We start from the raw sequence: 22,064 nt of genomic DNA, 5'->3' as shown, positions 1-22,064 counted from the left end.
CCGATGGCACGTGTCAGCGGCTACCACCATTTGACGCTCTCGACGGACAGCGCTCAGGAAGATTTTGATTTCTATACCAAGGCACTGGGCCTGCATTCGGTCAAGCGCACCGTCTTGTTCGATGGCGTCATCCCGGTCTATCACCTCTATTACGGCTCGCCCAACGGCGATGCCTCGACGATCATCACCACCTTCCCGTTCCGCAAGCCAGGCGTCTATGGCCGACGCGGATCCAACCAGTCGCGTACCATCATGCAGTCGATCCCCAAGGGGGCCGCGGATTTCTGGGTCGACCGGTTGAATGCGCGTGGCATCGAGGCCATCAAGATCACCCGTTTTGGCGCCGACCGTGCGGCTTTCGCACATCCCTGCGGTATCCCGCATGAGCTGGTGGAAAGCGACAGGGATCCACGCGCGCCCATCGCCAACGAAACGCAGGGCATCGGCAAGGCCCACGGCATCAAGGGAATCTACGGCGCCGTGGTGGCGGTGATGGACCGCACCGCCATGGACGACTTCCTGACCATCGCATTGCCGATGGAGAAAGAGGCCGACGACCACGAAGGGCTGGTGTTCCGCGTGCCCGACGCGGCCGGCGTCGCTCAGCGCGTGGAGGTCATTGTCGACCGCGACAGCCCGCAGGGCACCTGGACGCTGGCGGGCGGCACGATCCACCACCTCGCCCTCAACACCGGCGACGAAGAGAACCAGTTGAAACTGCGCGCCCATATAGAGGGCCTCGGCTTCACCGATATCTCGGAGCAGAAGGACCGCAACTACTTCAAGTCCTGCTATGTCCGCTCCCCCGGAGGCGCGCTGTTCGAAATTGCCTGGACCACGCCCGAAGGCTGGGCCAAGGACGAGCCCCCGGGCCAGATAGGCAAGACGCTGGTCTTCCCGCCATGGTTCAAGGACCGCGAGAGTGAATTGCAGGCCGGCCTGGAAGAGGCGGATTTCGCGTGAGTTCAGGCAGCGGTCCGCTCCGGCTTGGGCCAAGAGGTCCGGAGGCGAAGGCGATTTGCGTCTTCGTCCACGGCCGCGGCCAATCGCCCGAAGAGATGCAGTCGCATGTGCTGTCGCGGCTTTCCGCGACTGCCGTGGCCTTCATCCTGCCGCGTGCACCGCACGGCATCTGGTGGGAGGCGCGTGCCGTCGATCCGTTGACGCCGGTCGCCCGCGCGCAGCTTTCGGATGCGCTCGACCACCTTGCGGCCGCAATGGTCGCGGCGCGGGCCGAACTGCCCGGACTGCCGCTTCTTCTCGCGGGCTTCTCGCAAGGGGCGTGTCTCTCGATCGAGTATCTCTGCGCGGGGCTGCCGCCGCCGGACGCTTTGGCGGCCTTCACGGGCTGCCGTGTCGGCGTTCCGGCGGACGAAAGATCCGAGGCGGCGCCGGCCGGAATGCCGATCTATCTTTCCGGTGGCGATGCTGATCCCTGGATTCCGGTCTCGGCGTTTGCCGATGCCGCGCAATCGCTGGGCCGGTTTGGCGCGAGCCTGCGGGCCGATCTGTTCCCGGGCCGCGGCCATGAGGTCTCGGACGCCGAGATCGCCATGCTGGGCACGATCCTCGACGACCTCGCGGCCGGGCGTGGCCCGCGCATGGAGGCGGCGCGATGATGGACAGCTTCACCTTTCCTGGCCTGACGACACGGGTGGTCTTCGGTGCCGGCAGCATGGCTCGCGTCGAGGAGGAAGTCCGGCGGCTCGGCCATGACAAGGTGATGGTGCTGTCGACATCGCATCAGAAGGGCGATGCGGAGAGACTGGCCGCAAGCCTTGGTGGCCTCGCGGCCGGGATCTTTGTCGGCGCGGTCATGCATACCCCTGTCGAGGTCACGGAAAAGGCCGTCGATGCCTTCCGCAGCAGCGGCGCTTCGGCGGTCGTCAGCCTTGGCGGCGGCTCGACCACCGGGCTCGGCAAGGCCATTGCCGTGCGCACCGGCGCCGACCAGGTGGTCATTCCCACCACCTATGCCGGCTCGGAAATGACTGACATCCTCGGCGAGACGGCGGCCGGTGAGAAGACCACCCGCCGCTCGCCGGACATCCGCCCGGAGACGGTAATCTACGACGTTGATCTGACATTGAGCCTGCCGGTAGGTCTCACCGTGACCTCGGCGATGAACGCGATCGCTCATGCGATGGAGGCCTTCTATGCCCCCGATCGCAATCCGGTGATCGTGCTGATGTGCAGGGATGCCATGATTGCCTTCAAGGACGGCATTCCAAGGCTGATCGGCGACCCGCAGGATCGCGCGGCGCGGACGCAGGCGCTCTATGCGGCGTGGTGCTGCTCGACCGCACTCGGCTATGTCTCGATGGCGCTGCATCACAAGCTGGCGCATGTCTTCGGCGGCTCGTTCGATACGCCGCATGCCGAAACCCACGCCATCCTGCTGCCCTACACGACCGCCTTCAACGAAGCGGCAGTGCCCGATCTGCTGCGCCCCATCGCCGAGGCATTCGGCGGCGGCTCGGCGGGCGGCGGGCTCTGGGATTTCGCACAGTCGGTCGGCTCTCCGCTGAGCTTGAAGGCGATCGGCATCGAGGAGACCGATCTCGACCGCGCGGCGGCGATCGCGGTCAAGAATGCCTATGCCAATCCGAGGCCAATCGATCTGGGATCGATAAGGGAACTCCTTCAGGTGGCGTGGGAGGGACGCCGTCCGGGGGCTTGAGAATAAAACAAGAGGGAGGAACTACAGTGATCACAAGACGCAGCCTACTGAAAGCCTCGGCGGCGACAGGCCTGGCGCTGGCCGGTTCGCGCCTGGCGACGCCGGCCATCGCGCAAGGCGCCAAGATCCGCCTGGGCTATGTTTCGCCGCAGACCGGGCCGCTTGCCGGCTTCGCGGAGAGCGATGCCTACAACATCAAGGCCTTCCTCGCTTCCGAGGCGGGCAAGAACTTCGAGGTCATCGTCAAGGACAGCCAGTCGAATCCCAATCGCGCGGCCGAGGTGGCGAAGAGCTTGATCGTCGATGACGAGATCAACCTGATGCTCGTCGGCTCGACACCCGAGAACACCAACCCTGTGGCCACCACCTGCGAGGCGGAGGGCGTGCCGGTCATCTCGACGATGGCGCCGTGGCAGCCCTGGTTTATCGGCCAGCAGGGCAATCCGGCCGATCCGGCCTCGTGGAAGCCTTTCAACTTCGCCTATCATTATTTCTGGGGTCTCGAAGACATCATCGCCGTCTACACCGGCATGTGGAAACAGCTTTCCACCAACGGCAAGGTGGGCGGGCTGTTCCCCAACGATGCCGACGGCAATGCCTGGGGCGACCCGAAGAATGGGTTGAAGCCCGGCCTCGACGCCGCCGGCTTCAGCCTTGCCGATCCTGGCCGCTACCAGAACCTTTCGGACGATTTCACCGCGCAGGTCAACGCCTTCAAAGCCGCCAATGCCGAGATCGTCACCGGTGTGGTCATTCCGCCCGACTTCACCACCTTCTGGAACCAGGCCCGCCAGCAGGGCTTCAACCCCAAGGCGGTGACGGTCGCCAAGGCGATCCTTTTCCCGCAATCGGTCGAGACGCTCGGCGATGCCGGCCACAACCTCTCGTCCGAGGTCTGGTGGTCGGCCTCGCATCCGTTCAAATCGTCGCTGACGGGCGAGAGTTCGGCCGAACTCGCTGCGGATTTCACCGCCAAGACCGGCCGTCCCTGGACCCAGCCGATCGGTTTTGTCCATTCGCTGTTCGAGGTGGCGGCCAATGTCATGGGCCGCGTGTCGGATCCAACCAATGCCGAGGCGATCGCGGCGGCGATAGCGGCCACCGACATGACGACGGTGGTGGGCAAGGTGGCCTGGAGCGGCGCGGGATTGCCACCTTTCGCCGCGAAGAACGTCTGCAAGACGCCGCTCGTCGGCGGGCAGTGGCGGAAGAAGGCCGGTGGCGGCTTCGATCTGGTGATCGTCGAAAACGCCGGCGCCTCCGAGATACCCACCGCCGGCAAGATGGAAGCCCTGGCCTGACGCTGCCGAGGGCGGCTGATACCGCCGCCCTCGTTCGGCGCGACCCAAGGATGACAGTGATGATACTCAGGCTGGAAAACGTTTCGAAGTCCTTTGGCGCCCTGAAGGTTGCGGATTCCGTGACCGTCAGCGTGCCGCGCGGCGAAGCGCTGGGCATTATCGGCCCGAACGGCGCGGGAAAATCGACGCTCTTCAACCTGATCACCGGAAACTTGTTTGCAAATGAGGGGCGCATCGAATTGCTCGGCCGCGACGTGACCCGTGCTCCGGCCATGGAGCGGGTGCACATGGGCGTCGGCCGCAGCTTCCAGATTCCGCAGCCTTTCGAGGGGCTGACCGTGTTCGAAAATCTCTTGACCGCTGCCGCCTTCGGCCGGGGCGGACGCGAAGCCGAAATGGTCGACGATTGCGCTGGTATCCTCGAGGAGACGGAGCTTCTCAGGAAGGCCAATTTCGTGGCCGGCTCGCTGAGCCTTCTCGACCGCAAGCGCCTCGAACTCGCCCGCGCCGTGGCGACAGGCCCTGAGCTTCTGCTTCTGGACGAGATCGCCGGCGGTCTGACGGAGGGCGAATGCAAGGCCCTGGTCGCGACGATCAAGGCGATCCACGCCAGGGGCACGACAATCATCTGGATCGAGCATGTGCTGCACGCCCTGAATTCGGTGGTAGAGCGGCTTCTCGTGCTGGATTTCGGGCGTGTGATCGGGATCGGTGCGCCTGATGAGATCATGGCCTCGAAGGCGGTTCGCGAAATCTATCTGGGGCTCGAGGTCTGATGCTGGAAACGCGTGGCCTCACCGCGAATTACGGCCAGTTCCGGGCGCTGTTCGGTGTGGATATCAGCGTGGCCGCGGGCGAATGCGTGGCGATCATCGGCGCCAATGGCGCCGGGAAATCCACGCTGATGCGCTCGATCACGGGCGTGATCGGCAACGAGCCCGGCATGGTGCTGCACAGGGGCGAGCCGATCGGCGCGCTGTCTTCGGCCCAGATCATGAAACGCGGCATCGCCATGGTGCCGGAGGGGCGCCGACTGTTCCCTTCGCTCACCGTCGAGGAAAACCTGCTGGTCGGCGGGCAGGCGCGCAAGGTGCCGGGGCCGTGGAACCTCGACGCCGTCTATGACCTTTTTCCGATCCTGCGCGAGCGGCGCAAGAGCCCCGGCACAGCGCTCTCGGGCGGCCAGCAGCAGATAGTGGCGATCGGCCGGGCGCTGATGTCGAACCCCGAATTGCTGCTCTGCGACGAGATCAGCCTCGGCCTCGCGCCCGTCGTCATCCGCGACATCTACGCAGCCCTTCCCAGGATCCGCGAAGGCGGCGCCGCGATCGTGCTGGTGGAGCAGGATATCGGCAAGGCGCTGGCGGTCGCCGACCGTGTCTACTGCATGATGGAGGGCCGCGTCACGCTGGCCGCCAGGGCGGCCGAGGTCAAGCGCGAAGACATCCATTCTGCCTATTTCGGAGTGGCGGCATGATCCGGAAACCGAGGCTCCGTCATCTGCTCGCGCAGCGCTCTTGTGGCCTGATCGAGGTGGCGCGGCGATGATCTGGCTGGACACCCTCGTGCAGGGGATTCTGCTGGGCGGGCTCTATGCCCTGTTTGCAGCGGGATTGAGCCTCGTCTTCGGCATCATGCGGCTGGTGAATCTCGCCCATGGCGACCTCATCATTCTTGCCGCCTATCTGGTTTTGATGGGCGTCACGCTGCTCGGCCTGTCGCCCTGGATCGCTGCCCTGGTCGCCATGCCGGCGATGTTCGCGCTCGGCTGGCTGCTGCAGACCGTCGTGCTGAACCGCGTGCTGGGCAAGGACATCCTGCCGCCGCTTTTGGTCACCTTCGGCCTGTCGGTCGCCCTGCAGAACGGCCTGCTCGAGGCCTTCTCCGCCGACAGCCGCCGCATTCCGGTGGGCGTGTTGGAAGGGGCATCGCTCGATCTCGGGCTGGTCACGGTGGGGATCATGCCGCTGATGACCTTTGCCTCGGCGATCGTGATGATCATTGCCCTGAACGGGCTCTTTTACCACACCGCGCTCGGCCGTGCCTTCCGCGCCACCTCGGACGACGCCGTGACGGCGGGGCTGATGGGGATAGAGCCGAAGCGGATTTTCGCGATCGCCACCGGGATCGCCATGGTCGTGGTGACGCTGGCGGCCCTCTATCTCGGCATGCGGGCAAACTTCGATCCTTCGATCGGGCCGGCGCGGCTGATCTATGCCTTCGAGGCGGTGATCATCGGCGGCCTCGGCAGCCTATGGGGAACGCTCGCGGGCGGGATCATCATCGGCGTGGCGCAGACGTTTGGTGCCGCGCTCAATCCGGAATGGCAGATCCTGGCCGGCCACATCGCCTTCCTGGCCGTGATGCTGCTCAAACCGCGCGGGCTTTTTCCGCGCGCAGTGGATTGAGGGGCGGCATGTATCGACTGACAACCCGCACCCGCGCCGGAACCGTAACCGCGATCACGGTGCCGATCGTCATCGTCGCCGCGCTCGCGCTGCCTGCCGTGGCCTCGCGGGGCGTCATACAGGATCTGTTCTTCATCCTCACCATGCTGACGCTGGCGCAGATATGGAACCTTCTGGCGGGCTATGGCGGCCTGGTCTCGGTGGGTCAGCAGGCCTTCGTCGGCATCGGCGCCTACGCGATGTTCGCCGGCGTGATCCTGCTTGGCTGGAATCCGGTCCTGGCGATCCCACTGGGGGGGCTTGCGGCGCTGGTGCTGGCGGTTCCGACGGCCTTCTTCGCATTCCGTTTGCAGGGCGCCTATTTCGCCATCGGCACCTGGGTGATCGCTGAAGTGACGCGCCTGCTGGTCGCGCAGTGGAAGGCGCTCGGCGGCGGCACCGGCACTTCGCTGCCGCGCGAGGCGACGAGCAGCATCCTGGGCACCGATGCGATCAGGGCGCTGTTCGGCGTCCGCGAGGCCGCGGCACGCGACGTCCTGGCCTACTGGCTGGCTTTGGCGTTGGTCGTAGCTGTGACCGGCGGCATCTATTGGCTGCTGCGCAATCGCCTCGGGCTGGCGCTGGCGGCGGTGCGCGACAATGTCGACGCGGCGCAATCGGTCGGCGTCGATACCGGCCGGCTCAGATGGGCGGTCTTTCTGATCGCCGCGGCCGCCACCGGGCTGACCGGCGCGCTGATCTTTCTGCAGACGGCCCGCATCTCGCCGGGAGCGGCCTTTGCCGTCACCGACTGGACCGCCAACGTCATCTTCATAGTCGTCATCGGCGGCATCGGCACCATCGAGGGGCCGATCCTCGGTGTGCTGGTCTTCTTTGCGCTGCGCTCGGCGCTGGCCGACTACGGCAGCTGGTACTTGATGACGCTCGGCCTCATCGCCGTCGTCGTAATGCTTTTTGCACCAAAGGGGCTGTGGGGCCTGATCGCGTCCCGCAAGGGCCTGCACCTGTTTCCGGTTCGCCGCAGGCTGACCGGTCCGAAGATCGAGGGAGGAATTTGATGGCGGATATCGAAACCGACGTGCTGATCGTCGGCACTGGCCCGGCCGGCTCGGCCACCGCCGCGCTGCTGTCCAGCTACGGCGTCGCCAACATGATCGTCAATCGCTATCGCTGGTTGTCGAACACGCCGCGTGCCCACATCACCAACCAGCGCACGATGGAAGTGCTGCGAGACCTTGGGCCGGAGGTAGAGGCCGAGGCCATGATGCACGCCTCCCCGCAGGAGCTGATGGGCGAGAACGTGTTCTGCGAAAGCCTGGCCGGCGAGGAGATCGGCCGCATGAAGAGCTGGGGCGTCCATCCGCTCTCCAAGGCCGAACATCTCCTGTCGTCTCCCTGCTTCATGAACGATCTGCCGCAGACCTTCATGGAGCCGATCCTGTTCAAGTCGGCCTGCGCCCGCGGCACGCAGGCCCGCATGAGCACGGAATATGTCAGCCATGTCCAGGATGCGGACGGCGTGACGACGACCTGCCACGATCGACTGTCGGGCAAGGATTTCACCGTGCGGTCGAAGTTCCTCGTCGGCGCCGACGGCGGCAACTCGCTGGTGGCCGAGCATCTGGGCCTGCCGCTCGAGGGCAAGATGGGCGTCGGCGGCTCGATGAACATCCTGTTCAGGGCCGATCTTTCGAAATATGTCGCCCACCGGCCGAGCGTCCTCTACTGGGTCATGCAGCCCGGCGCCGACGTCGGCGGCATCGGCATGGGTCTCGTGCGCATGGTGCGGCCGTGGGACGAATGGCTGATCGTCTGGGGTTACGACATCAACCAGCCGCCGCCTGAAGTGACGCCGGAACTGGCCACCAGCGTCGCGCGTCAACTGGTCGGAGATCCCGCGCTCGAGATCGAGCTCCTGGGCGCCAACACCTGGACCGTGAACAACTGCTTCGCCACGCACATGCAGAAGGGGCGGGTGTTCATCATGGGCGATGCCGCGCACCGGCATCCGCCCTCGAACGGGCTCGGCTCGAACACATCGATCCAGGACGGGTTCAACCTCGCCTGGAAGCTTGCCAAGGTCGTCAAGGGGCAGGCGGGGGTCGGGCTTCTGGACAGCTTCTCGGCCGAGCGCGCACCGATCGCGCGCCAGATCGTGACACGGGCGAACCAGTCCATCGCCGAATTCGGACCGATCTTCGAGGCGCTCGGCATGGACGGCGGCGTGGATCACGACAAGATCCACAGGAACATGGAGGCTCGCGCCGATGCGACGCCCGTCGCCGAAGCGCAGCGCGAGGCGCTCCGCAAGGCCATCGCCTTCAAGAAGTACGAGTTCGACGCCCATGGCGTCGAGATGAACCAGCGCTATGCCTCCGGCGCGGTGGTGACCGACGGCCAGGGCGAGCCGCCTTTCGAGAAGGATCGCGAGCTGCATTATGCGCCGACAACGTGGCCCGGTGCGCGCTTGCCGCATGTCTGGGTCTTCGAGCGCTCCGGCAGGAAAGTCTCGACGCTCGATCTTTGCGGGCATGGCGAGTTCACGCTGTTGACCGGCATTGGCGGCGAGGCGTGGGTCGCAGCGGCGGAGACGGTGGGCGCGGAGCTCGGTCTGCCGATCCGCAGCCATGTGATCGGCCCGCGCCGCGCGATCGAGGATCATACCGGCGACTGGGCCGGCGCACGGGAGATCCGCGACACCGGCTGCCTGATCGTTCGTCCCGACCATCATGTCTCCTGGCGTTCCGAAACGCTGGCGGCCGATCCGGCGGCCGAACTGCGCCGGGTCTTGAAATCCGTTCTGGCGCGCTGAGGAGGATCGCATGATCGACGAACACGAATCCGGCTATTTCACCGAAGCGAACTCGGCCGAGGTCGTGGTGGCGCGCAACAGGAACGCCAAGGACGAGCGGCTCAAAGAGGTGATGGAGGTCATCACCCGCAAGCTGCACGAGGCGGTGAAGGAGATCGAGCCGACACAGGAGGAATGGTTCGGCGCGATCATGTTCCTGACGCAGACAGGCCAGATCTGCAACGAGTGGCGGCAGGAATACATCCTGCTGTCGGATGTTCTCGGTGTCTCGATGCTGGTCGATGCGATCAACAACCGCAAGCCGTCGGGCGCCTCGGAATCGACGGTGCTGGGACCCTTCCACGTCGCCGACGCCCCCGAACTGCCGATGGGCTCCAACATCTGCCTCGACCAGAAGGGCGAGCCCATGTTCGTGCATGGCCGCATCCTCGATACCGAGGGCAACCCGATCGCAGGCGCCAAGATCGACGTCTGGCAGGCCAATGACGAGGGCTTCTACGACGTGCAGCAGAAGGGCATCCAACCCGACTTCAACTTGCGCGGCGTCTTTCGCACCGGCATGGACGGGCGCTACTGGTTTCGCGGAGTGAAGCCCAAATACTACCCGATCCCGGATGATGGCCCGGTCGGCAAGCTGCTGGGCGCCCTGGGGCGTCACCCCAATCGTCCGGCGCATCTCCACTACATCGTCGAGGCCGCGGGCTTCGAAGCGCTGACCACGCACATCTTCGACCCGGACGACCCGTACATCGATTCAGATGCCGTCTTCGGCGTGAAGAAGAGCCTGCTCGCCGAATTCCGCAAGGTCGAAGACGCCGAAGCTGCCGCCAGGGTCGAGGTTGCGGCCCCGTTCTACGACGTGGAGTTCGATTTCGTGCTGTCGCACAAGGGAGGAAACTGATGGCCGCACTTGAAAAGATGTTCGATGTCAAAGGCAAGTCGGTGATCGTCACCGGGGGCGCCAGCGGCATCGGGCAGGCCTATGCCGAGATCATGGCCGAGCACGGGGCGAAGGTCTGTATCTTCGACCTGAACCCTGCCGGGCTTGACACGACCGTGGCCGCGATCAGGGCGGTGGGTGGCGATGTCTGGGGCCAGGTTGTCGATGTCGGCGACCGCGCGGCCATGGCCGCAGCCTTCGACAAGGTCGCCGGGGAGGCGGGCTCGATCGATATCGTGTTCGCCAATGCCGGGATCGATGCCGGGCCGGGCTTCAACACCCCGACGGGCGAAAGGAACCCCGACGGCGCCATCGAGAACCTGCCCGACGAGCACTGGGACAAGGTGATCGAGATAAACCTGACCTCGGTCTACACCACGATCAAGCATGCCGTGCGGCACATGAAGCCGAATGGCGGCGGCCAGATCATCGTCACGTCGTCCATCGCCTCTCTGATCAACGAGAGCATCGTGGGTACACCCTACATGCCCGCCAAGGCCGCGGTGAACCATCTCGTTCGCCACATGGCGATGGAGCTTGGCGCCTACAACATCCGCATCAATGCCATCCTGCCCGGACCGTTCATCACCAACATCGCCGGCGGCCGGCTGCGCAATCCGGCGGACCGCAAGGCCTTCGAGGCCCAGTCGCTGCTCGGTCGGATCGGCGACCCGGAAGAGATCAAGGGCCTGGCGCTTTATCTGGCGTCGCCGGCCGCGTCCTACGTCACGGGCTCGCTGATCGTCATTGATGGCGGCTCACTGCTGAGGATGACCTGAAGCCGCTTTGAACTGAGACCGGTCCCGTGGGCCGGAGAAACTTAACCCAGGGAGGAACCGACGATGAGCTACTACAACAGACTGGTGAAATCGGGCTTGCGGCCCAGCCGCCGAAGCGTCCTGAAGGGGATTGGAGCCGGCCTTGCCGCCAGCACGCTGGGCATGCCGGCCTATGTGCGCGCCGCGACGGCGGGAAAGATCAAGCTCGGCTATCTCAGCCCGACGACCGGACCGCTCGCCCTGTTTGGTGAAACGGATGGCTACACCTTGCAGAAGATCCGCGCCCTGCTCGGCGGCCAGCTGCAATGCGCCGACGGCAATACTTACGAAATCGAGATTCTTGACCGCGACAGCCAGTCCAATCCGAACAAGGCATCGGAAATCGCCGGCAATCTGATCCTGAACGACGAGGTGCATCTGCTCGTGCCGGCCTCGACCACCGACACGATCCTGCCCGCGGCCGAGCAGGCCGAGCTTTATGAAACGCCCTGCATTTCCTCGGGCGCTCCCTGGCAAGCGGTGATCATGCCGCGCGGCGGCGGCAAGCAGACCTTCGACTGGACCTATCATTTCTTCTGGGGCCTCGACGAGGCGTTGAACACCTTCGTCGGGCTCTGGAACCATCTGGAGACCAACAAGAAGGTCGGGATGCTGTTCCCCCAGAACATCGACGGCGAGACCTGGGGCAACGACGAATATGGCTTGCCAGCGCCGACCCGCAATGCCGGCTACGAGGTCGTGGTGCCCGGCTATTTCCAGCCCCGCACCAATGATTTTTCCGCACAGATAGCCGAGTTCAAGAAGCAGGGCTGCGAGATCATCGGCGGGATTACCTATCCCGACGATCTGAAGACCTTCGTCACCCAGTGCAACCAGCAGGGCTTCAAGCCGAAGGCGGTCACGGTGGCGGCGGCGCTCTTGTTCCCGGGTGGCGTCGAGGCCATGGGTCCTCTAGGCAACGGCATGTCCTCGGAGGTCTGGTGGACCCCGGCCTTCCCGTTCAAGTCGTCGCTGACCGGCCAGGTCAGCAGCGACATCGCCAGCGAATGGGAAGCCGATACGAAGCGCCAGTGGACGCAGCCGCTGGGCTATTCGCATGCCTTGCTCGAGGTCGCCCTCGACATACTGAAGCGCTCTTCCAATCCGCTCGACCGTGCGGCCAATCGTGACGCTCTGGTCGCTACCGATCTGCAGACGCTGGTCGGTCATATCAAGTTCGACGGCTCGCCCCACAAGAACATCTGCAAGACGCCGATCTTCGGCGGCCAGTGGGTGAAGGGCGAGAAATGGCCTTATGACCTGAAGATCGTCGACAACACTGTCAATCAGCTCTTCGCGCCGCAGCAGGCTATCCAGCCGATCGCCTGGTGACATGAGCGGGAACGCGGGCAGAGTTATGGGTAGGGAAATCCTGCTGAAAGCGCACGGCGTGTCGAAGTCCTTCGGCGCTGTCCGCGTCCTGCATGAGGTGAGCTTCGACGTGCATCGGGGCGAGGTGCTGGGCATCCTCGGCCCGAATGGGGCGGGCAAAACGACGCTGTTCAACATGATCAGCGGCGATTTGAAGACGTCCGGCGGCGAGATCCAGCTCGGCGACACCGCGCTTCGCGGCGAGCCGCCCTTCCGGCGCTGCCAGATGGGGATCGGGCGGACCTATCAGATCCCGCGTCCCTATTCCGGCATGACCACCTTCGAAAACCTGCTGGTCGCCGCCGCTTTCGGCGGCGGCCGATCCGAGAAGCAGAGCTATGCTTTCTGCGCCCAGGTCCTGCGCGATTGCGAGCTCTCCGACAAGGCCAATGTCTCGGCCGGCGCGCTCACTCTGCTCGATCGCAAGCGGCTGGAGCTGGCGCGCGCGCTGGCGTCGGATCCGAAGCTGCTGCTGTTGGACGAGATCGCGGGTGGGCTGACCGACGATGAATCGAAGGCGCTGGTGGCGCTGGTGCGCCGCATACGCGACCGCGGCATCACCATTGTGTGGATCGAGCATGTGTTGCACGCGCTCTTGGCGGTGGCCGACCGGCTGTTGGTGCTGAACTTCGGCGAGAAGATCGCCGAAGGCGTGCCCGCCGAAGTGATTGCGCTGCCCGAGGTCCAGCGCGTCTACATGGGGATCGAGGGATGACGCCCGTTCTTTCCACCCACGGGCTGTTGGCCCGCTATGGCGATTTCCAGGCGCTCTACGGCGTCGACATAGAGCTGCACCAGGGTGAGGCCGTGGCCTTGATCGGCGCCAATGGGGCCGGAAAATCCACGCTCCTGCGTTCGATCATGGGCCTGCTCCCGGTCGGGCGCGAGATGGTGCTGCTGCACGGCGAGGCTGTTGGCGGCACCGCCACCGACCGCATGGTGCAGAAGGGCGTCGCCATTGTGCCGGAGGGCCGCCGGCTCTTCACCGGCATGTCGGTCGAGGACAATCTGCGCGTCGCCATCGACCAGGCTGCGCGCATGGGCGCCAAGGGCGGATGGACGCTGCCGCGTCTGCATCAGCTGTTCCCGATCCTCAAGGAGAAGGCTCGCACGCAGGTGCAAAGCCTCTCGGGCGGGCAGCAGCAGATGGTGGCGATCGGCCGCGCGCTGCTCTGCCAGCCGCGCGTGCTGCTCTGCGACGAGATCAGCCTTGGTCTTGCGCCGAAGGTGATCCGCGAGATCTATGCCGCCTTGCCCGAAATCCGCGCCACCGGAACGGCGATGATCGTGGTCGAGCAGGATGTCGGCCTCGCTCGAACCGCTACGGACCGCCTCTACTGCATGCTGGAGGGGCGCGTGACCCTGACCGGCAGGTCCGCCGAAATCACGCGCGAGCAGATCGGCAAAGCCTATTTTGGAGCGGGCCATGGAGTGGTTTGACGCCTTGGTGCAGGGGGTCCTGCTGGGCGGCATGTATGCCCAGTATGCGCTCGGCATGGCGCTGATGTTCGGCGTCATGCGGATCGTCAACATCAGCCATGGCGATCTGGTGATCCTTTTGTCGCTGATAGGCATTTCGATAGCCACGGCCTGGGGTCTGGGACCGCTGCCTGTGCTGATCTTACTGGTGCCGCTCGCGGTGCTGATGGGCTGGGTGCTGCAGAAGGCCGTGCTGAACCGCGTGGTGGGCAGCGATCCGCTGCCCTCGCTGATCGCCACCTTCGGACTGTCGATCGCGCTGCAGAACCTGATGCTGCAGATATGGTCCGCGAACAGCCGATCGTTGCCCGGCCATGGAATAGAGAGTCAATCCATCGAGATCGGCGGTATCTATGTCGGCCTCCTGCCGCTGATCGTGCTGGCCGTCGCCACGGGGTTGACAGGAGGCCTCGACCTGACTCTGAAGCGCACGCGCTTCGGCCGGGCGCTCCGCGCCGCGTCGGCCGATGTCGAGGCAGCGGCGATGACCGGCATCAATCCGCGCGCCGTCTATGCGATGGCGACAGCGGCAGCGGTCGGCATCCTCGGCTTTGCAGCCGTCTTCCAGGCGTTGCGGTCGACCGTCGCGCCGGCCGACGGACCTGCCCAGCTGATCTACGCCTTCGAAGCGGTGATCATCGGCGGCATGGGGACGGTATGGGGCGCCTTCGCCGGCTCGATGGTGCTCGGCATCTCGCAGGCCATCGGCTTCCGCATGGATCCGGGCTTCGGCGTGCTCGCCGGACATATCGTCTTCCTGATCGTGCTGGCGACCCGCCCGCAGGGCTTGTTCGGAAAGGCATTGTCATGAGTGCGATCCCCTATGTGGCAACCGAGGTGCCTCAGGTCCTGGTCCAACGCCAGACCCGGTCCGGTCGCATCGCGATGACGCTGGCTGTGCTGGCGCTGATCGGTGTCGCCGCCATGCCATGGTGGGCCACGACCGGCACGATCCGGTCGATTCTGGTGCTGTGCTGCTACATCGCCGTCGCTCAGCTGTGGAACCTGCTCGCCGGCTATGCCGGCCTCGTCTCGGTGGGTCAGCATGCCTTCATGGGAGCGGCCGGCTATGCGCTCTTCGTGTTGGCCCAGACTTACGGCATCAATCCGTTTGTGGCGGTCTTCCTTTCGCTGCTGGTGCCGGCCGCGCTGGCCGTGCCGATCTACCTGCTGCTGCATCGCCTGGATGGCCCCTATTTTTCGATCGGCACATGGGTGGTGGCCGAGGTCTTCCGGCTGACCGCCTCGAACCTGCCGCTCGTCAATTCCGGCGCGGGCATGTCGCTTCGCGTGATGAAGGACTATTCGGCCTTCGAGCGGAATGTCGCCATGTCGCTGCTCTGCGCGGGGATGCTGCTCGTCACGCTGGGCGGCAGCTATTGGCTGCTTCGCTCGCGCTTCGGCCTTGCGCTGATCGCCATGCGCGACAATCCGGTCGCGGCCGCGAGCCAGGGCGTGAATGTCGTCAAGCTGCGCTTCCTGATCTACGTCGCGTCGGCGGTCGGCTGCGGTCTTGCCGGGGCGATCTATTTCATGGCGCAGCTCCGCATCACCCCGGGATCGGCCTTTGATCCGATGTGGGCGAACGTCGCGATCTTCATCGTCATGGTCGGCGGAATCGGCTCCATCGAGGGCGTTCTGATCGGATCCCTGATTTTCTTCATCGCGGACCGCTGGTTCGGCGAATACGGCGCGACTTATTTCGTTGTCCTCGGCCTGATGACGCTTCTGGTCGCGCTCTACGCCCGGACGGGCATCTGGGGCCTGATCTCGAAACGGTGGGATGCACCATGGTTCCCGATCCGACGCAAGCTCGTCGACCCGAACCGCTGACGAGGAGGATTCATGAAAGCCGCCATCTTCGATAGGGTCGGCGTCCCGCTGCGGATCGGCACGGTGCCGGACCCGACGCCGGCACCGGGCGAGGTCGTCTTGCGTGTCGCCGCCTGCGGCATCTGCGGCAGCGATCTGCATATCACCGAGGACCCCGTGCCTTTCGGCATCGAGGCAGGCTTCGTGCTCGGCCATGAATTCTCTGGGGACATCGTCGCGGTCGGATCGGAGGCAACAGGCCTTCGGATCGGTGACCGTGTCGCCGTCGCGCCTATGCGCGGTTGCGGACACTGCGAAGCCTGCGAGCGCGGCGATCCGGCGCGCTGTCGCGAGATGGAGCTGATCGGCGGCGGCTATGCGCAATACGCGACCGTGGCCGCACGCCAGTGTCATATCCTGCCCGGCGATGTGGCGCTCGAGGATGGTGCGTTGGCCGAGCCACTGTCGGTCGCTCTGCATTGCATCGTCCGCTCGGGCATGAAGCCGGGGGATCGGGTCGCCATCCTGGGCGCTGGGCCGATCGGACTGCTCGTCGCCTTCTGGGCGCGGCGGATGGGGGCGTCGCGTGTCGTGGTGGCCGACATCCACGGCCATCAGCGCGAGCGTGCGCTTGCTCTCGGCGCGACCGGCTTCGCGCTTTCGGGCGAAAAGCTGAGCGAGAACCTCGCCGATCTCTGTGGCGGAGCGCCAGACATTGTCTTCGAATGCGTCGGCAAGCGCGGCCTCATCGGCGCGGCGGTCGAAGCGGTGCGGCTGCAGGGCACGGTGGTTGGCGTCGGCTTGTGTATCGGCGGCGACGAATGGGATCCGTTCATTGCGCTGACCAAGGAAGTGAACCTGCTGTTCTCGGTCTTCTTCCATCAGCGCAACGAATTCGGCGTCGCCCTCGATGCGCTGCGCGGCGGACCTTTCGCACCCCAAGCTCTGGTCACCGACCGGATCGATCTCTCGCCAGTTCCGCAGATATTCGAGAGCCTTCGCCGCCGCACCACGCAATGCAAAGTGCTGATTCAGCCGGACCTTGTTTGAGGCCGCACCTGTTTGAGGAGAGTGAAAATGGCCGTTCAATTCGAAACGCTCGAATACGATATCGGCGGCACGGAAACGGTGGTGAAGGCCATCGGTAGAGGCAAGCCCGTGCTGTTCCTGCACGGCGCCTCGACGCTTGAAGGCTTCGGCTTCGCGGAGGGCCTCGCCGACCGCTTCCGCGTGCTCTGCCCGAGCCATCCGGGCTTCGGCTTTTCTGGCCCGGCGCCGCATGTCGCTGCGATGTCCGACCTGGTTCTGCACTACCTGAACCTGCTCGATGTTCTGAACCTGCCGGAGAAGCCTCATCTCATCGGCTTTTCCATGGGCGGCTGGATGGCGACCGAGCTCGCCGGCCTTGCGCGCGAGCGTTTCGACAGGGTGGTGCTGATCGCTCCCGCCGGGCTCAACGACCCCGCGCATCCGGCCACCGATCTGGGCGCGGTCGCGCCGCAGGAGCTGCCGGCCTATCTGGCGCATGACGTCTCGGTGGCGCTGCGCTATTTCCCGGACGGCTCAGACCCCGCCTTTGCCGAGGCCTTCGGCGCCGACCGCGTCCGCGAAGGCGACACGCTCGGCCGGCTGCTGGCGCCGTTCGGCATGGGCCATCCCAACCTGCGGCGCTTTCTGGCGCGTATCGCCAATCCGACGCTGGTCGTCTGGGGCACCAGGGACCGTCTGCTGCCGGCTGGCCAGGCGCCGCTCTTCGTCGAAGCCCTGCCCGACGCACGCCTGATCCTGGTCGAGGATGCCGGCCATTTCGTCATGCAGGAGAAACCCGAAACACTCAGGAAGATCGGCGATTTCCTCGCCGGCTGACCGCATTGAAAAGGAGGAGAAGACAATGAACAAACCCATCAAGCACGGCTCGTGGGGGACGACCACCGACTATCGCGACTTGCTCAGCAAGATCACGGAGATCGGGCCGGCCCTGGAAGCCAACACCACCGCCGATGAGGAGAATGGCGAACTGACTGCGGCCACGTTCGAGCTGCTGAAGCCGCTGCGCATGTCGCATATCTTCGCCGCGGAGAGCCTCGGCGGTGCGCAGCTGCGACCCACCCAGGGTCTCGAACTGCTGGCGGCGATCACCTGGCACTCTGGGGCGGCTGGTTGGGTTTCCATGGTGCATTGCTGCATCGGTGCGATGTCGGCAGCCTTTCTGCCGGACAGCGCGGTCGAGCGGTTGTTCGCGCCGGGCACCGAAAACCGGTTCTCGGGGCAGGGCGCGCCGCTCGGTATGCTGAAGAAAGTCGATGGCGGCTACCGGCTGAATGGCAAGTGGAGCTATGGCAGCGGCTTCAGCCACGCCACCTACAGCCACAGTGCCGCCTTCGTCGACGACGGCACCGGCAAGCCCGCCAAGGACGAGAAGGGCAACTTGATCATCATGTGCGCCCATGCCCCGATCTCTCAGCACAAGCAGCTCGGCAATTGGGACGTTCTGGGCCTCGGTGGTACCGGCAGCATCGACTATGCGGCCGAGGACGTCTTCATCGCCGACGATCTCGTTTTCCCGATCCTGACCGCACCGCCGCTGCGTCAGAAGGAGTTCTTCAGTCTCGGTGTCGTCGGCCTCGCCGCAATCGGGCATACCGGTTGGGCTCTCGGCACTGGGCGGCGGATGCTGGACGAGATCGCCAAGTTCGCCCGCAGCAAATCGGGTCGCGCCGGCCTGATCGGCGAGAGCGAGAAGTTCTGGCACGACTATGGCCGCGCCGAAGCCCGCTATCGCGCTGCCCGCGCCTTCGTCTTCGAAGTCTGGCGCGACATTGAGGCGACGGTCGAGGCCGGCAACAGCGTATCGACGCGACAGATCAGCCTTGTCCATCTGGCCAAATCCGAGATTCACGAGGTTGGCGTGGATATCTGCAATTTCGCCTACCGCGCCGGCGGCGGCGCGTCGCTGCGCGCCGGCGTGATCCAGCGCACCTTCCGCGAGATGATGGTGGCGGCCAACCATTTCACGATCGCGCCGTCGATCGTCACCTCGGCCGGTCGCGACATCGGCGGCCTGTGGAGCGATCGCACCTGGCAGTTCTACGACCTGATCGAGAAGAAGTAGTCCGCAAGGGCCGTCCGGCAGACGCCGTCCGGCCCTTATTCACGCTGCAGAAGAGAGACGTCGATGAGCTTCCCGCATCCGATGACCAACGCCTTCCGCGAAGCCTTTCGCCACCATCCGGCCGGTGTTGCCGTGATCACGGCCGATCCCGGCGGCAGGCCGGTGGCGATGACCGTATCCTCGCTGATCTCGGTAAGTGCCGCGCCGCCGGTCGTCGCCTTCTCGCTCTCGATGAAATCGACTTCGTCCGAGCCTTTGCTGCGGGCCGAGACCATGGTGATCCACCTGCTGCGCTTCACTGATATCGACCTGGCGCAGCTCTGCGCGTCGAGCGGCGCGGAACGCTTCCCTCCGGGAGGCGCCTGGGCGCGGCTGCCCACCGGCGAACCGCGCTATACCGGCGTTTCGACCTGGTTCCGCGCCCGTCGGCTCGGCGTCCTGCCGATCGAGGGCGCGACACTGGTCGCGGCCGAACTCCTTGACGGCGAGGTACAGCCGGACGAGGTCCCCCCGGAGGCGCATTCGCTTGTTTATCTCGACCGTCGCTGGCATCGCCTGCACAAGGAACTGGACGGGGTGGCTGAGCTTCTTGAGTCGTCGCGTTTTCTTTGAACGGCGCCGAAGCGGCGCGGGTTATCAGGTCGTTGCGCAGGAACTCGCAAAGCCAGTCGAAGCGCGTTCGGCGTCAATCGTACCGTGCTCTCTGGCTCCCAGCGCGGGGTTGAAGCCTATCCGGCCAGTTGGGCACTAGCCGGAACTTCGTCCGCATCGGATGCGGTACGAGGGGATGGCAATTTTCGTCGCAGATGACGTCAGACATATCCGCAAAATATCTCACGTATTGACGTTAACTTAACATGCTACTATGGTCTTTTTACCGCGTCGGATGCGTCGCTTTTGTATCACCGTTGCTCGTTGATTGTCGTCATGCCTGTCATCCCTATCCCAACCTGCAGGTTTGCCTTGCAGCGCCCTTCACCAGTTGCTGAAAGCGGCGGCGCCCATGCCCAGTCTGCTCGGAATCGATAACGGTCTCACGGTCACCAAGGCGGTGATCTTCGATGCCGATGGCACGCAGTTGTCGGTGGCGCGTCGGCGGGTTCCACAATCGATACCCCATCCGCATTGGGTGGAGCGCGACATGGCCGGCCTCTGGCAAGCGACCGGCGATGCAATCAAGGAGGCGATTGCCCTTTGTGGCCGCCCGGCGGACGACATCAGGGCGGTGGCGGCGACCGCGCATGGCGACGGCCTCTATTTGCTCGACAAGGATCGTCGGCCGCTAGGGCCTGGAATCCTGTCGCTCGACAGCCGCGCTGGCAAGATTGTCGAGCGATGGTCGGCGGACCGGGTCTTCGAAGATGCGCTAGGTCGAACAGGCCAGGCGCCGCACGTTTCGGCTCCGTCGGCGCTGCTGGCCTGGATCAGGAAGAACCAACCCGACCGCTATGGCCGCATCGGGCATATACTGGCCTGCAAGGACTGGCTGCGCTTTTGCCTGACCGGCACGATCGGCACCGACCGTACCGAGGCCAGCACCTCATTCACGGATTTCCGCACGCAGGATTACGCGCTGGAAGCGATGCGCATCTTCGAACTGGACGATCTTTTCGACGCGCTGCCGCCGATGGCGCATTCGGCCGAGATCGCCGGCCACGTTACCGCCGAGGCCGCCGACATGACCGGCCTTGCCAAGGGGACACCGGTGGCGAGCGGCCTGCATGACGTAACTGCCTCCGCACTTGGCATGGGCGGCCATGAGGAGGGTGTGCTTGCCATTGTCGCCGGGACCTATTCCATCAACGAAGTGGTCTCTTCGCAACCGCGCGTCGACCCGCGTTGGCTCTGTCGCAACGCCATCGACGCCGGCCGCTGGAACAACATGGCGATCTCGCCGGCCTCGACCGCGAACTACGATTGGTTTCTCGACACGTTCTGCCGCTCGGAACAGGAGAGGGCATCGGTCGGTGGTGGCTCGATCCACGAGGTTTTGGCGGCAGAGATCGACGAGGCGCTTAAAAAGCGGTCGACCATCCTGTTTCATCCTTATCTGTTCGGCTCCCCCTTTGGCGATGTCGCCAGCGGCAGCTTTGTCGGCCTTCATGGCTGGCACAATCGCGGCGATATGCTCAAGGCGGTTCTGGAGGGCATTGCTTTCAATCATCGTACCCATGTCGAAGCCTTGCGCGACGGCTTTGCCATCAGCGAAATCCGCCTGACGGGCGGCGGCTCGCGCAATCCGGCCTTCGTCCAGATGTTTGCCGATGTGCTGAACGCCCCGGTCACCGTCACCTCGACCGACGAGGCTGCGGCGTTTGGCGCTGCGCTTTGCGCTGGTGCGGCGGTTGGCATCTTCGCGACGCCGCAAGAAGGCGCCCGGCAGGTCGGCATGACGGCGCGCCAATACGAGCCAGTGCTGGCCTCGAGTGCTGTGTTCAACGAGCGCTTTTCCCTCTATGGCCGCATAGCCGGTGCGCTCGTGCCGCATTGGCCCGACATCGAGAAGCTGGCGCGGCCAGACACCGAGGGGACCGCATGATCAAGGCCGACGAACGACGCGAAGAGATCGCCGACTATGTGATCAAGCTCGGCCAGGTACGCATCGACGATCTGGTCGAGCATTTCGGCGTGTCGCGCATGACCATCCACCGGCACATCGACCGGCTGGCGCAGCAGGGCGTGTTGCGCAAGCTGCATGGTGCGGTCACGGTTCAGCCTTCCGGTCTCTACGAAAGCGCCTTCCGCTACCGGGTGACGGTCAACCGGGCCGAAAAGGATGCGCTGGCGCGGACAGCACTCGATTATATCGAAGCTGGCCAGGTGGTGATGCTGGACGATTCGTCAACGGCAAATGCGGTCGCTACGCTCCTGCTCGACGTCAAGCCGCTGACCGTCATCACCAACTCAGTGGCGACGGCTGCACTGCTGACCCATGTCGACGAACTCGACTTCATCTGTCTCGGCGGCCAGTACCACAACACCTACAACGCCTATATCGGCATCGTCTGCGAGAACGCGGTGGCACAGCTTCGCGCCAATGTGCTGATCTGTTCGGCTTCGGCCATCACCGGAACCACCGCCTTCATCCAGGATCCCAATGTCGTGCGGGTCAAGCAGGCGATGATGGCCGCATCGGTCAAGCGTATCCTTCTGATCGACCATGCCAAGTTCGACAGGATCGCGCTGCATGTCTTCGATGATCTGACCAGCTTCGATGTCGTGCTGGCGACCGAAGGCCTGGGCGATGCGCGGGCGCAAGCCCTCGAACGGGCCGGCGTGAAGCTGCGCATCGTCAAGACGAAAGCGCCATGAGCTCGAGCGAAGCAATACG

General features: G+C 64.8%; 22 protein-coding genes. All 22 read left to right on the top strand.

The annotated features are described in order from the left end of the window. The first annotated feature begins 3 nt into the window (after positions 1-3). The 22 genes from EJ079_RS32545 to EJ079_RS32440 all read left to right on the top strand — a co-directional run bounded on the left by EJ079_RS32545 (position 4) and on the right by EJ079_RS32440 (position 22,045). Positions 4-963: a VOC family protein gene (locus EJ079_RS32545; protein WP_127318892.1), complete on the top strand. Its 960-nt coding sequence runs from the start codon at positions 4-6 to the stop codon at positions 961-963. After that, positions 960-1,619: a dienelactone hydrolase family protein gene (locus EJ079_RS32540; RefSeq protein WP_127811184.1), complete on the top strand. Its 660-nt coding sequence runs from the start codon at positions 960-962 to the stop codon at positions 1,617-1,619. Before EJ079_RS32545 ends, EJ079_RS32540 begins: the two co-directional genes overlap by 4 nt. Continuing rightward, on the top strand, positions 1,616-2,680 hold the full coding sequence (locus EJ079_RS32535; protein WP_127811183.1) for a maleylacetate reductase: 1,065 nt from the start codon (positions 1,616-1,618) through the stop codon (positions 2,678-2,680). Before EJ079_RS32540 ends, EJ079_RS32535 begins: the two co-directional genes overlap by 4 nt. A gap of 26 nt (positions 2,681-2,706) precedes the next feature. Then, on the top strand, positions 2,707-3,981 hold the full coding sequence (locus EJ079_RS32530) for an ABC transporter substrate-binding protein (protein ID WP_127266438.1): 1,275 nt from the start codon (positions 2,707-2,709) through the stop codon (positions 3,979-3,981). A 59-nt stretch (positions 3,982-4,040) separates the two neighbouring features. Next, positions 4,041-4,757 carry an ABC transporter ATP-binding protein gene (locus tag EJ079_RS32525; protein WP_127811182.1) on the top strand — a complete coding sequence of 239 codons (717 nt, stop codon included), beginning with the start codon at positions 4,041-4,043 and terminating at the stop codon, positions 4,755-4,757. After that, positions 4,757-5,458, top strand: coding sequence for an ABC transporter ATP-binding protein (locus EJ079_RS32520; protein ID WP_127399096.1), 702 nt, complete (start codon positions 4,757-4,759; stop codon positions 5,456-5,458). The genes EJ079_RS32525 and EJ079_RS32520 overlap by 1 nt, the downstream gene beginning before the upstream one ends. A gap of 67 nt (positions 5,459-5,525) precedes the next feature. After that, on the top strand, positions 5,526-6,389 hold the full coding sequence (locus tag EJ079_RS32515) for a branched-chain amino acid ABC transporter permease (protein WP_127811181.1): 864 nt from the start codon (positions 5,526-5,528) through the stop codon (positions 6,387-6,389). Positions 6,390-6,397: 8 nt separating this feature from the next. Then, positions 6,398-7,447, top strand: coding sequence for a branched-chain amino acid ABC transporter permease (locus EJ079_RS32510; RefSeq protein WP_127318880.1), 1,050 nt, complete (start codon positions 6,398-6,400; stop codon positions 7,445-7,447). Further along, entirely contained in the window at positions 7,447-9,201 is a 1,755-nt protein-coding gene (locus tag EJ079_RS32505) for an FAD-dependent monooxygenase (RefSeq protein WP_127811180.1), read from the top strand. Before EJ079_RS32510 ends, EJ079_RS32505 begins: the two co-directional genes overlap by 1 nt. A gap of 10 nt (positions 9,202-9,211) precedes the next feature. Further along, complete coding sequence (locus EJ079_RS32500; RefSeq protein WP_127811179.1) at positions 9,212-10,102, top strand: intradiol ring-cleavage dioxygenase; 891 nt, start codon at positions 9,212-9,214, stop codon at positions 10,100-10,102. Then, positions 10,102-10,920: an SDR family NAD(P)-dependent oxidoreductase gene (locus EJ079_RS32495; protein ID WP_127396231.1), complete on the top strand. Its 819-nt coding sequence runs from the start codon at positions 10,102-10,104 to the stop codon at positions 10,918-10,920. Before EJ079_RS32500 ends, EJ079_RS32495 begins: the two co-directional genes overlap by 1 nt. A gap of 63 nt (positions 10,921-10,983) precedes the next feature. Beyond that, the gene (locus EJ079_RS32490) at positions 10,984-12,291 is read left to right on the top strand and encodes an ABC transporter substrate-binding protein (RefSeq protein ID WP_127811178.1); all 1,308 of its coding nucleotides are present in this window, start codon (positions 10,984-10,986) and stop codon (positions 12,289-12,291) included. Between the two features lie 25 nt (positions 12,292-12,316). Next, on the top strand, positions 12,317-13,045 hold the full coding sequence (locus EJ079_RS32485; protein ID WP_127396229.1) for an ABC transporter ATP-binding protein: 729 nt from the start codon (positions 12,317-12,319) through the stop codon (positions 13,043-13,045). Beyond that, positions 13,042-13,770: an ABC transporter ATP-binding protein gene (locus EJ079_RS32480; protein WP_127396228.1), complete on the top strand. Its 729-nt coding sequence runs from the start codon at positions 13,042-13,044 to the stop codon at positions 13,768-13,770. The genes EJ079_RS32485 and EJ079_RS32480 overlap by 4 nt, the downstream gene beginning before the upstream one ends. Beyond that, positions 13,757-14,620 carry a branched-chain amino acid ABC transporter permease gene (locus EJ079_RS32475; protein WP_127811177.1) on the top strand — a complete coding sequence of 288 codons (864 nt, stop codon included), beginning with the start codon at positions 13,757-13,759 and terminating at the stop codon, positions 14,618-14,620. The genes EJ079_RS32480 and EJ079_RS32475 overlap by 14 nt, the downstream gene beginning before the upstream one ends. Next, the gene (locus tag EJ079_RS32470) at positions 14,617-15,642 is read left to right on the top strand and encodes a branched-chain amino acid ABC transporter permease (protein WP_127811176.1); all 1,026 of its coding nucleotides are present in this window, start codon (positions 14,617-14,619) and stop codon (positions 15,640-15,642) included. Before EJ079_RS32475 ends, EJ079_RS32470 begins: the two co-directional genes overlap by 4 nt. A gap of 12 nt (positions 15,643-15,654) precedes the next feature. After that, on the top strand, positions 15,655-16,671 hold the full coding sequence (locus EJ079_RS32465; RefSeq protein ID WP_127811175.1) for an alcohol dehydrogenase catalytic domain-containing protein: 1,017 nt from the start codon (positions 15,655-15,657) through the stop codon (positions 16,669-16,671). Positions 16,672-16,698: 27 nt separating this feature from the next. Further along, positions 16,699-17,487 (top strand): alpha/beta hydrolase, encoded by a 789-nt coding sequence (locus EJ079_RS32460; RefSeq protein WP_127811174.1) that lies wholly within the window; start codon positions 16,699-16,701, stop codon positions 17,485-17,487. Positions 17,488-17,512: 25 nt separating this feature from the next. Beyond that, positions 17,513-18,733, top strand: coding sequence for an acyl-CoA dehydrogenase family protein (locus tag EJ079_RS32455; RefSeq protein ID WP_127382048.1), 1,221 nt, complete (start codon positions 17,513-17,515; stop codon positions 18,731-18,733). Positions 18,734-18,796: 63 nt separating this feature from the next. Next, the gene (locus EJ079_RS32450) at positions 18,797-19,345 is read left to right on the top strand and encodes a flavin reductase family protein (protein ID WP_127811173.1); all 549 of its coding nucleotides are present in this window, start codon (positions 18,797-18,799) and stop codon (positions 19,343-19,345) included. A 391-nt stretch (positions 19,346-19,736) separates the two neighbouring features. Next, a complete protein-coding gene (locus tag EJ079_RS32445) occupies positions 19,737-21,272 on the top strand; it encodes an FGGY-family carbohydrate kinase (RefSeq protein WP_127811172.1) in 1,536 nt (511 codons plus the stop codon). Next, positions 21,269-22,045, top strand: a complete 777-nt coding sequence (locus EJ079_RS32440) for a DeoR/GlpR family DNA-binding transcription regulator (protein ID WP_127269804.1) — start codon at positions 21,269-21,271, stop codon at positions 22,043-22,045. The genes EJ079_RS32445 and EJ079_RS32440 overlap by 4 nt, the downstream gene beginning before the upstream one ends. The last annotated feature ends 19 nt before the right edge of the window (positions 22,046-22,064 follow it).

Source organism: Mesorhizobium sp. M7A.F.Ce.TU.012.03.2.1, assembly GCF_004006095.1.
GTDB lineage: Bacteria > Pseudomonadota > Alphaproteobacteria > Rhizobiales > Rhizobiaceae > Mesorhizobium.
Note: the sequence above shows the minus strand (reverse complement) of the source record. Positions and strands in the feature narration are given on the sequence as shown.